Genomic DNA, 12,445 nt, shown 5'->3' on the forward strand with positions numbered 1-12,445 from the left:
CGCGAGAAAATTTCTAGATCAACCCCAAGTTCAGGCATGCCCGGCCGCCATCGCTTCATGCGCGACCATCGCCGCGTCGAAGATGGCTGTCGCCGCCGCCAGATGCCCGCTGTCCACTGCCTCGCCCGCGACGGGGTTGAGCAGGAAGGGCGCGGCGGCATGTTCGCCGCCCGGCAGCGCCGCCAGCAGCGCATCGATGTTCGGCGCGTCATGGGCGCCCAGCGCTTCCTTCACGACCTCTGCCGCATCGGCAGCCGGAGCCGCCTGCTGCGCCGCCAGAACCGCCGCGGCATTGCCGTCGAAGGCGGGAGGCAGGTCGATCGATTGCGCCAGCAGCCCTTCATGACCGCTGAGCTCGGGCTGAGCCGCATCCGCCGTTTCGACAGCAGCATGCGCGTCGTTGCCGTCGGACAGGCTGGCATGTTCCGGCGCGGCTTCCTCGCTGGCATGGCCAGTCGGCGCAGGCTGCTCATGCACGGCCTGATCGTCGTTCGCGGCGAGCGTGGTCGGCGCGCTTTCCTGCGTGGCGGTCGGCTCGTCCGAAACGGTAGCGGTCGGCGCGGTTTCCGTGACTGGAACGTTGCTTTCGGTCACGGTCGGCTCAGGCTGCTGCTCGGTCGTCGCCTCGGCGGCGCCCGCCACCGCAACCAGGCTTGCCGCAACCAGCGCCTGGTTGAAGCCGCTGCTCGTGCTTTCCGTCTTGCTGGCATCGCTGCTGGTGCCGGTGCGGAAAGTGACGTCGCCGATCGTTCCGGTTGTGCCATCGGTGCGGGTGAAGCTTGCCTCGCCCAGAACCGTCACATCGCCATCGGCAGCGACATAGCCATTGCCATCGGCCGTCAAGTTGATGGAGGCGATGCCCATGTCGGCAAGCGACTTGAACTCGCCCGCATCCACAACGCCGTTGCTGTTCGCATCCTGCCACACGCCGAACTCGGCAAATGCGGTATCCGTTGCGTCGAACACGCCGTCGCCATTGCTGTCATAGGCAAGGCGCAACCCTTCCAGGTCGCTCGACGCATTGGGCGCGTCGTCGGCGAAGACGATGTCGTAGCCGCCGCCCGTCGCATGGGCGAGCAGGCCGTCGTCGGAGGACACCCAGGCGGTGTTGACCGCACCGGCGCCATAGTCGTGCGTGACACCAGCGGAAAGGCCCAGAAACTCCAGCCCGTCTCCATCCAGGTCGATGGCGACCGGTGGAACGGCGACCGGGTTCAGCGTGACGCTGATCGCGCTGTTGACGCTGTCGCCATCGGCATCCGAAGCCACGATGGCATGGTTGATGTTGATCGGCGTGCCGCTGTTCAGCGTCTCGACGGAGAAAATGCCGAGGTCGAACGGATTGTTGACGTGCGGCGATTCCACCAGCACCGCGTCAAAGCCCTGGGCGCCGACAATCTCATATTTGTCGTTCACCTGCAGGCCGGAGATGAAGACGCTGCCTGAGGAGAAGGTGACGCCGAAGCCCGCCTGGGTGCCATCGGCGGTGAAGGTATAGACATTGCCCGTGCTGAAATCGGTCACCGAGACCTTGACGATGCCTACGAAGCTTTCACCCGCCTCTGGAGATGCGGACGAGTAACCCAAATCCTGGTCATTGTCGGCATTGATCGCCGTGACCTTGACCGTCACGGTATTGCCGGGGCTGCCACCGACCTGGGCGATGCTCTGCTCGAAGCTGATAACGCTCTGGTGATCGACATAGGCAAAGCCCGTCGTCGTGCCCGCGCTGGTTGTCAGGGTCTTCACCAGGTCGATGCGAACCGCTTCGTCGGGATTGACCGAGTTGTTATCGACGCCGATGGAGTCAGCGTCGGTATTGACCGACCCACGCCCACCGGAAGAGTTGCGTCCGGAGAGGAGTACGTCGATGGCGTCGGTGGTGTCGACCCCCAGCCCGCGATAATCGGTATTACCGGCCTTGGCGGAACTGAAGCTGCTGATCGAGATTTCGCTGCCATTGGTGATCGTGCCATGCAGGTCGAACACATATTTGTCCGTCCCCGGCTGCAACGTCACCGTATAGCCAATGTCGCCATCGGCCGTCCTGGCGGTCAGCACATTGGTGCCATTGCCGAAGATGAACAGGTCTTCGCCATTGAACCGCAGCGTTGCGCCGCTGGTGTCCTTGGCGGGCGCACCATCGGTGATGTTGAACAGCGCATCGCCGACACCGTCAGCCCCCGCCACGCTGGCAAAGTTCAGGTTGAAGGCCGTCGCCGGGCTGTCATTGTTGGCGACCGCCCCCGCCGCGGGCGTGAAGGCGCTGGGCATATCGTCGTTGAAGACGATCCGGAGCTGGCCGACAGCCGAGGAGGTCGGGTTGGTCGTCGCGTCATAATCGCTGTCGGTCACCAGGAAATTGAGGTCGACCTGCGGCGCGTCGTTTTCATTGCCGCCCGCAGCGTGCAGCACATTGTCGAGCAAGGTCACCGTGTAGGCGCCGGTCGTGGGGTTGACGACCACCTGGAACAGCGGCGTACCGCGCCCGCCAACCGTCGTGATGGTCGCGGTCAGCGTGTTGCTGGCGCCGTTCCAGCTATAGGAAACCGTGTCCGTGCCAACAGTGCCGGTCAGGCCGTTCATGTTGGCGAAGGTCACGCTGCCGCCGCCGTCATCACCGAAGGTGAATCCCAAAGTGCCGCTGAAGCTGGCCTCGCTGGGGCCTGCGTCGTTGTCGCCCACATTGGCGTCGACATCGCCAATCGTGCTCAGCGGATTGCCGCCCGTCAGGCCGTCATCGTCGACCTTAGCCGCCCTGTTGTCCGCCGTCGGCTTGTTCGCGTCGCCCTGGAAGGTGAACTTCAGCGTCGCGCTGGCCGTATCGTTATCGGCATCGCGCATGACATAGGTGAAGCTGTCGGTCGATCCCGAAGGGACCGAAACCTTGGGCGTGTAGATGTAGCTGCCGTCTGAGAACAACTGCAACGTACCATAGGTACCGACGATCGTCTGGCTGCCGCCCAGCGTTATGGCGCTGCCGCCAACCGAAACCACCGCGCCGGGCGTGTCCGCGCCGACATGATCGTTGGTGAGGACATTGCCGGTCGATGCCAGCGCCTTTTCGATGGTCGTAACATTGTCATCGGCGGCTGTCGGGCTGTCATCCTCGATAGTGACGGCTATGCTGGTGCCGACCGTCGTGGTGCCGTCGCTGACATTCACGGGGACCGAGAAATTCTTCAGATCCTCTACATTGATGCCGCTGTGATCGACGGACTGGAGCAGCGTGACCGTATAGGCGCCCGCATTGTTGATCGTGATCGTGATGACCGGCACACCGCCAGCCGATCCGGTCAGGGACTGCGTGCCGACACCAGTCCAGGTGACGGGCAGGCCGTCAGCGCTGAGTACCGCGCCGGGGTCGCCCAGGGTCATGGTGACGGCATCGCCATCCACATCGGTTGCGGTGATCGTGCCGCCCGCCGTCACCGAGTTCGTCGTATCGCTGGGGGTGCCGGCCGTGTCCGCATTGGCGCCTGACAGCCCCTCTTCGGAAACCACCGCAACCCCGCTGCCAACCTGCGGCGCGTCATTCGTGCCCTGGATCGTGATGGTCAGCACGGCAGTGGTGCTGTCCCCGTCTCCATCGGTGATGGTGTAGGTGAAGCTGTCCTGCAGCGTTTCGCCATCGTCCAGTTGCTGGACGGCGGCCAGGCCGTTGTTCAGCGTATAGGTATAGCCGCCCGTGGAATTGAGGACGAGCGTGCCGTAGCTGCCGATGGCATTGCCGCCGATGGCGCCCCCGGTGACCGCCGTGACCGCGCCGCCCGCCGCCGAGCCATCAGCGCCCAGCGAGTCCGCACCCGCCGGATTGCCGTCGCTGCCCGCGCCCGTCAGCACATTGCCGCTGGCGCTCAGCGTGACGTCTTCCTTCACGACGTCGGTATCGTTGGCCGCGACCGGCGTGTCGTCGTCGACATTGATGGTCAGCGTGCCGGTGGCGGTGTCATTGTCGGCGTCGCTCACCCGATAGGCGATGTCGAAGCTGACATTATTCTCGTCGCCGCCAAGCGGATGGACGATGGCGGCATTCTGCACCACCGAATAGGTGCCCGCGACCGGATCGGTCAGCGTCACGGTCAGCACGGTGGTGCCGCCCTGCTTCACCAGCAGGACAGTGCCATTGCTTTCATAAGTGAAGCCGACCGGCGCGCCCGTGCCGAGCAGGGTAATGCCGCCCGGACCGTCCGCGCGATAATCATGCGCGAGCGTGCCCGTGGCGTTGACGCTGTTCGCATCGTCGCCCGTGCCATTGGCGTTGCCGCCCAGCGCATCGTCGTCCAGTTGCACGGTCGGATTGGCGCTGACGACCGGCAGATCGTCGGACACGCTGACCGACACGGTGCCGGTAGCGGTGTCGCCATCGCTATCCTGCGCGATCACCTGCACCGAACCAAGCGCGACCAGATCGTCAGCATTGATGCCCGGATGGGTGTCGTAATTGTCGTTCAGCGTGGCCGTCACGGTTGCAACGGTGCCGACGACCGACAGGTTCAGCGTTACGACGACGCCGCGCTCATCCGAACCGGTGATCTGCGTGTCGGACACCCGCAGCCAGGTCAGGTCGCCCGTCAGGCTGCCCGTGCCGCCGAAAACGATCGAGACGATCGCATCCGAACCGGGTGTGAAGGTGATGGAGCCGCTGTCGAAATCAGGGTTAGCCTCGCTGGTACCGCCAGCCAGGTTCTGGTCGTCCAGCGCCAGGCTGATCGGGCCGCTCGCGGTCGGAATCGCACCATCGGTGACCGTGATCGGCTGGTTCGCCGTCGACTGGTCGCCATCGCCATCGGTGATGACATAGGAGAAGCCCGCGTCGACACCGCTCGCATTGTTGAGGTTGGTGGACGGGTTGAAGGTCCAGGCACCCGCCGCCGTGAACGTGTAGGCGCCGAACGCCGTGTTCACATTGGTCGTGCCCACAGCGTTGATCGCCGTGGTGACGCCGCCGATGGTGACCGAAGTCAGCGTGGCGCCATCCGCGCCCAGCGTGTCGTTGGCCAGGACATTGCCGTTGATGTCTGCGCCATCCTCCGCCACGGTCCGGGCCGCGTCGTTCACGGCGGTCGGAACATCGTCCACCACATCGATGGTGATGGTGCCATTGGCGACATTGCCCGCACCGTCGACCGCCTGATAGGTGAAGACTTCGGCGCCCAGGAAAGTCTGCGGACCGTCATTGGTGGTCGGGCCATCGACAGGCGAAGTCAGCGTATAGGTATAGCTGCCATTGCTGTTCAACTGGATCTGCCCATAGCCGCCATTGGCGGAGCTGGTCAGCGTGTAGCTGACGGCGCCGGTGACATTGAGCTGGCCAGTCGTCGTCTCGGTGGTTTCGCCGGGCGTGCTGCCGGTCACGCTGCCCGCCGCAATGTCGTCGCCGGTCACGCTGGTGTCCAGTGCCGCCTCATAGACAGTCTTGGTCTGGTTGTCTGCCGGCAGGGCAACGTTCGCGACGTCGATGGTCAACGTCGCCGTCGCCAGATCGCCGTCCGCGTCGCGGATCGTGTAGACGAACACGTCCTGCTGATCCGCAGAGATCGCGTTGGGCGTCGCATCATAGCGATAGCTGCCGTCCGCGAAGAGGGTCAACGTGCCGTAGTTGCCCGCGACCGCCGTGCCGACATGGCCGCTGACGGGGGTGTTCGCATCGCTGCCCTTCGCCACGCCGACCACGCCCGGCGCATAGCCGTCCGCGCCCGGTTGGTCGTTGACAAGCACGCCATTGGCCGCCGAGACGATCAAGGAGCCGCCCTCATCGACCGAGCCGCTGTCCGCTACCGCGATGGGCGCATCGTCCAGCACGGTCACGTTGATCGCATCGGCTGGCGAGACATCGCCATCGCTGTCCGTCACGCGCACGGCGAAGGCATCGCCCGCCTGGGGGTCGGCCGCGCCGCTGATCCCGTCGCCGTCCAGCGGATCATTGTCGGGATGGGTGGGATCGTTGACCGCCAGCGTATAGCTGTAGCTGTAATGGCCCGCCCCGTCCGAAGTCACGGTCAGCGTGCCCGCCGCGCCCGCGACCACGACCGGCGTTCCCGCCGTCGCCGCGGTCACATCAACCCAGGCACCGTTCTTGTCCTGCACCTCTACCTTGGTCAGCGTGTCGCCGCCGGTCGCGATGGTCATGGAACCGGTCGCCGTCTCGCTGTCCCCGGCTGCCTGCGTGCCGCCGGGCAGGCCGGCTTCCGACACAGTCATGTCGGTGACGCTGACGGTTGGCGTCGAATCCCTGAGCAGGTTGATCGTCACCGTCGCGGTCGACGTGTCGCCATCGCCGTCGGTGATGGTGTAGGTGAAGCTGTCGCTGCCCTCAGCGCCCGCATTGGGGGTATAGAGGAATACGCCATTGCCCTGATAGACGACGCTGCCTTTGGCCGCGCCGGTTTCCAGCGCGACGCCGCTGGCGAGGTCGACGCCATCGGCCCCGGCCACGTCATTGGCGAAGACATTGACGGTTACCGACGCATTTTCAGCAAGCTGGCCTGCACTGTCGTTCACCGCGGTCGGCACATCGTCCACCACGCGGACGTCCAGGCTGGCCGTGTCAGTCGATCCGTCGGTGTCGGTGACGACCACCGCAAAGCTGTCCGTCAGGCTGCCATCATTGGCGCCCGCATGCAGCAGCGTATTGTCGTTCAGCGTATAGCTATAGCTGACCGTCCCGCCGGTGACGTCGCCATCCGCGCCGATAACGGGCGTGAAGCCGGTGATGGTCAACGTGCCATAGGCGTTGGACAGGGTGACGCCGCTGATGAAGCCGCTGGCACCGAAGATCGGCTGGCCGCCGACGGTTATGGTCGCCACGCCGTCCGGCGCGGAGAGGGAGAGATTGCCCGTCTGGGTCAGCGCCGCCGCATCCGCCGAGCTGCCGTCCGCCAGATCGTTTTCGAAGACGGTTTCTTCCGCGCCCTCGCCGTCCAGGCCATTGATGGTCACGCCATCATCGCTGCCCTGGATGGTGATGGTGATGGTCGCGCTGGACGGATCGCCATCGCCATCGGTCAGCGTGTAGGTGAAGGTTTCGGTCAGCGTCTGGTTCTTGTCCAGGCCCTGGACCACGCCATTTTCATTGTCCAGCGTATAGGCATAGCTGCCGCCCGGCTGGATCACCAGCGAACCATAAAGACCGGCGAGTGGTGCGCCGACCGTGCCGTTCGTCCCGGCAAAGGCGATGGCGGTGACCTGCGCGCCGTCGGCGCCCTGCACGTCAGCATTGCCGTCGGTGGCGTTGGCGTCCGTGCCGCCCGATCCGGCGATGACATTGCCGTCGGCGACCAGCGGACCATCCTCACGCACCGAATCCACGTCATTGGTGGCAGTCGGAACGTCATCGATGATCGTGATGGTCAGCGTGTCGGTCGCCTGGTCGCCGTCCACATCGGTGACGGTGACGACGAAGCTGTCGGTCACATCGTCGCCATCGGTATTGGTGGTCAGCGTATAGCTGTAGTCGATGCTGCCGTCGCTGATGCCGGTGACGGTCAGAATCCCCTTGTCGGTAACGATCTGCTGGCCGGGGCCAGTGATCAGGACACCGTTGATGGTGACGGTCGCGGGGCCGTCCGGCGCGGTATAGGTGATTGTGCCGTCAGTGGTCTCGACATCGGTGCCCGCCTCTGACCCGACCGGGTCGTTGAGGCCTGCTTCGTCGACGATCGTGCCCTCGCCAACCTTGGGGATGGAGATGATCATGACGTCGCCATCGGCGATATCGATCCGCAATATGGCGCTGGACGTGTCGCCATCGCCGTCGAGCAGCGTGTAGCTGAAGCTGTCGCTGACGCCACCCGGCGTGCCTGCGGCACGGACATAGCTGTAGCTGCCATCCGCATTGAGCGTCAGCGTGCCATATTCGCCTTCAAAGGTGCCGGTGGTTGAAACCATCGCCCCGTCCGCGCCCTTGACGTCATTGGTCACGACATTGCCGGTGACCGGGCCATAGGTGCCCGCGGCAATCGACCCGGCATCGTTGTTGGCGGTCGGGACGTCATCGACGATCTGCACGTCGATACTGGCATTGGCGGTCGATCCGTTGCGATCGGTCGCCACCACGGCAAAGCTTTGCAGGATGCTGTCCGCGCCCGACGCGTCATGGTCCAGGCTGTTGTCGGTCAGCAGAAAGCTGTAGGTGAAGGTGCCCGCGGTCGGCACGCCGCCCTGGGTCGCCGTCGCGGTGAAGCCGGTGATGGTCAGCGTGCCGAGCGGCGTCGTAACCACCTGTCTGGCAACGAAGGCGCCATTGGCCAGCACCGAAACGCCGCCAATGGTGACGCCCGACAGGCCGTCCGCGCCGCTGACGGCAAAGGAACCGGTCTTCGTCAGCCCGGTCGCGTCAGGCGAACTGCCGTCCGACAGGTCATTTTCCAGCACCACGAGTTCGGCGCCCTCAAGGCCGGGCGCGCCGTTCAGGCCGGTGATGGTGATGCCGTCATCGGCGCCGTTGATGGTGATCGTCAGCGTTGCGCTGGACGTGTCGCCATCCGCGTCGGTGATCGTATAGCTGAAGCTGTCGGTCAGCGTCTGGCCAGGCACCAGGAACTGCACCGCCGGGTTGGCATTGGCCAGGGTATAGCTGTAGGCGCCCGACGCCGTCAGCGTCAGCGTGCCATAGGTGCCCTGGAAGGTGCCGGTGGTCGTCACGGCCGCGCCGTCCGCGCCCTGCACGTCGGCCACGCCGTCCGTGCCGTTCGCGTCGCTGCCACCGCTGCCGGTCATGACATTGCCATCCGCGACCAGCGGGCCATCCTCGGTCACGCTATCGGCATCGTTGACGGCCGTCGGCGCATCGTCGGCGATGGAGATGGTCAGCGTGGCGCTTGCCTGATCGCCGTCATTGTCGGTGACGACGACGGTAAAGACTTCCGCAGGCGGCGCGCCGACGACATTGTCGCTCAGCGCATAGCTGTAGCCGATCGAACCATCCGCGATCGAGGTGATGGTCAGCACGCCCAGCGGCGTCGTTACCGTCTGCCCCACGGTCGTGATCGCCACACCGTTGATGGTCACGCTCGCCAGCCCGTCATTGGCGTTGATCGCGATGGTGCCGATCGTCCGCTCGCTATCCCCCGCAGCCGCCGAACCGGCCGGTTCGTTGCCGCGCGCGGGAAGGCCCGCCTCGCTCACACCGGCCGTCGCGGCCGTCGCCCCAGCAGGCTGATCGGGCGTGATGATGGTGACTTCCGGCGGATCGTTCGGCGCAATCGGCAGGATCTCGCGCTCTTCGGGCTGGCTGAAAAGCAATTCGGTCGGCGGCAACAGGTCGCCCAGGCCATGGGGATCGCCCACATCGCCGTCAGGACCGATGAAATTGCCGCCGGAACTGCGCGGCGGACCGGCCGCAGGCTGCGGTTCCTCCCCGATCAGGAGAGCCGCCAGGTTGACGGAAGGAATTTCGACATCGCCGACAACCAGGCGCGGCATGACCACCGCCCCCTCCAGGATCACCAGATCGGTGCCATCGGGCAGGTGGACGATCAGATTGCGGCCGGAAACCTCGATCTGGTCGATATCCGTGCCCGCAGGCAGAACAATGGTACCGTCCGGATTGGGCGCGACCGTCCTGACGACATCCGCGGCATGCGACTTTCCGGGCTGGGCCAGCTTGGGCTTCGCCGCCAGTGCGGCTGCCTCCGGGTGAAGGGCCTGCTGATGGTCAGCGGTATCTTTGCCATCCCAATCGCGCTCGTAATCCATTGTCCATCCCACCTGTCGCCATGGGGGCATGGAAGAAGCGCGCAAAAGGGCTTGCCCCGAATGCCTGATGCATTCGGACCTGACGCCTTTTCCCGACATTGCGGCAATCAGCGGATCAGCTATTGCCCCTAGTCAACGTTCTCCCGCCGGCAGGACCGTTTGAAAGTCGGCTGCCGCCCCGGATTAACATTTTGCATCTGTATTTTTACTGACCCGATGGCTGATCTTATTCGTCGTCCTCGAAATGAGTCACGCAGATTCCAGTTTTGTTAACCATTTTAATACGATACAGCCGAAAAAATAACTTTGGTATTATTACTAAAGATATATATAGTTTCAGAAAATTATATCTTTTCGACTATGCCGATCTTGGCCTTGGTTAACAAATTGGGCTGAGGGCATATGCGACTCGGACAATTCGTTTGCGGTTCGACTCGTCGCGAACCTGGCACGAGCGGACTTTGGCAAATAACGAATTTGGATCGGGACCAGATGAAACGACGGGCGCTTTCCATCCGGAAATGGAAACGGGCGGCCGGTTTACGCAACCGACCGCCCGCCCTAATGCGACCCATAGGCTTATCTTTCGGAGCCGTGCTTTCCTTCCCGCGGCTTCGTCCAGTCGGCCTGTGACCGGCGATAAGCTATGGAAATTCAATCCCCCTCCGACAAGAATCAGGAATAACGGTTGCGTAATTTTAAACAATTGACCCGATGACTTATATCCAAGGTTAATCGTTCAAACCACTGCGGCAGAACGCAAGGATATTCTTCGTCAGGGACGAATTTGGTCTATGGCCGTTGCTGCATCGGGCGAAGGTTTTTCCACATCATTCCCCTGCCCTGTGGATTGATCGGACGATTTGATTGCATGATCCTGTTCATTCGCCCCGCCGCCCGCGACAATTTCGACCGATCCGGCGGAAGGGAAGGAATCCATCGTCACAGCGGGCCTGGGCATGTCGGCCAATATCCGTTCCATCCGCTGACTGCGTGCGCTCCCCGAACCGGTGGTGCGCCGGAAACTGGCCAGGGCATAACCCGCCAAAGGCTCAGCTGCGTCATAGCGTTTGCGCGCCATGTAGAAATCAACAAGATTTTCCAGGGCAAGCTGCGTGTTGGGATCGTCACCCCCCCTGGTCCGCAAATAGCTGTCGAACACGCGCCGATACAGGCTTTCCGCCTCCCTGAACTGCCCGATGGATTCCAGTTGCAACGCCAGGTCGTTGGCGGAAATCAGCGAGCGGGGATCATCCGGGCCGAATAGTTCATCGGCCAGCGCCAGGCCTTTCCGTGCGGGATCGATGCCATCGGTCGCCTTGCCCGACGCATAGGCAGCCTGGGACGCCGCCACCAGCTTGCGCCATTCCTTTTCCCGCGCTTCGGTCACGTCCGGGACATAAGGCGCTTGCGCGTGCGCGGGCGAAGCAATGCACAGCAGCAGGGCGCCTCGCACCATCCAGACCCTTTTGCCGACGCCCAAGCCACTCTCCCTTCGCAATCTTTCGGCTGATGGATGCTATGTCCAACAGGCTTAAGAAAGTGCAAGCGCGGACTTTTACGCTGTCAGCGCCTCGACCAAAGCCCTGACCTTCTTTTGCCGCCATTGCGGCAGGGGCGCGATCAGCCAATAGGCCAGTATCGAAGGCGCAGCGTCGCCCACCTGCCGCACGCGCCCAGCCGCGATATCCGCCTGGGCCAGCAGGAAGGGCACGCAGGCATGGCCGAATCCGTTGGCGGCCGCTTCGATCGCCAGCCCCGCATCGGCGACGCGGATCGTTGATGGCACATCCTCCTTGGGACAACCGGGCCATTCGATGCGATAATCGGAACCGTCCTTGACCGCTTCCACGGTTACAAAGGCCGCCTCGCCCAGCTTCACGCCCTCATTCTCGCCCGGCCCCTCGGCCAGACGCAAGGCGAGGTCGAGATTGGCTTCGGTGAAGTCCAGCGCCTCGTCAGCCGCGACTAGCGCGAACTTGAGGTCCGGCTGGCTGGCCGCATAGCCCGCCAGACGGGGCTGGAGCCATTTGGCCGTGATGTCTCGCGGCGCCGCTATGGTGAGCGAACTGCTGGACTGACCCGCCTGCATGGCGCGCACCGCTTCCTCGAACTCCAGGAAACCGGCACGCAGGGCAGCGAGGCCCGCTTCGGTCTCAGGCGTCAGTTCCAGCCCCTTGGGAGTCCGGCGAAACAGGACGACGCCCAACAGATCCTCCAGCGCGCGAATCTGCTGCCCCACGGCAGCTGGCGTCACGGCCAGTTCATCCGCGGCGCGCGTAAAGGACAGGTGCCGCGCCGCGGCATCCAGCACGCGCAGGCCGTTGAGCGGCAAATGGGTACGCTTCATTCGGCCACCGCCGGCGCGATCAGCGCGAAATGCGGGATGGCGATGTCGAACGTCTCGCCGCTGGCGCCGATCATGTGATAATGCCCCTTCATCGATCCCGTCGGCGTATTGAGCGGGCAGCCTGATACATAGTCATAGCTCTTGCCTGGCTGCACCACTGGCTGTTCCCCCACGACACCGTCTCCATCGACACGATGCTGCGTGCCGCGCCCATCGGTAATGATCCAATGACGCGTCAGCAGTTGCACCGGCTGGTCCCCGTCATTCTCGATACGGATATGATAGGCCCAGAACCATCGGCCCCGGTCCGGCTCCGACTGTTCGGGCAGGAATGTGACCGCGACGTGCACGTTGATGTCGCGCGTTGTCGCGTGGAAGGGAAAAAGTGCGTTCACG

4 protein-coding genes are annotated in these 12,445 nt (G+C 63.8%); all 4 read right to left on the reverse strand.

The window, feature by feature from the left end; genetic code table 11:
* Positions 1–30: 30 nt before the first annotated feature.
* Positions 31–9,699, reverse strand: a complete 9,669-nt coding sequence (locus MRBLMA1_RS03825) for a beta strand repeat-containing protein (protein WP_363735106.1) — start codon at positions 9,697–9,699, stop codon at positions 31–33.
* 775 nt (positions 9,700–10,474) lie between these two features.
* Entirely contained in the window at positions 10,475–11,182 is a 708-nt protein-coding gene (locus MRBLMA1_RS03830; RefSeq protein ID WP_363735107.1) for a tetratricopeptide repeat protein, read from the reverse strand.
* Positions 11,183–11,257: 75 nt separating this feature from the next.
* A complete protein-coding gene (locus MRBLMA1_RS03835; protein WP_363735108.1) occupies positions 11,258–12,049 on the reverse strand; it encodes a LysR family transcriptional regulator in 792 nt (263 codons plus the stop codon).
* A complete protein-coding gene (apaG, locus tag MRBLMA1_RS03840) occupies positions 12,046–12,444 on the reverse strand; it encodes a Co2+/Mg2+ efflux protein ApaG (RefSeq protein ID WP_025546552.1) in 399 nt (132 codons plus the stop codon). The genes MRBLMA1_RS03835 and apaG overlap by 4 nt, the downstream gene beginning before the upstream one ends.
* Position 12,445: the final 1 nt, after the last annotated feature.

The organism is Sphingobium sp. LMA1-1-1.1, from assembly GCF_040676365.1.
Taxonomy (GTDB): Bacteria; Pseudomonadota; Alphaproteobacteria; order Sphingomonadales; family Sphingomonadaceae; genus Sphingobium.

Excerpts from the sequence above, each read along its gene's own strand:
- MRBLMA1_RS03825 (WP_363735106.1), bottom strand. The coding sequence starts at position 9,699 with ATGGATTACGAGCGCGATTGGGATGGCAAAGATACCGCTGACCATCAG.
- MRBLMA1_RS03835 (WP_363735108.1), bottom strand. The coding sequence starts at position 12,049 with ATGAAGCGTACCCATTTGCCGCTCAACGGCCTGCGCGTGCTGGATGCC.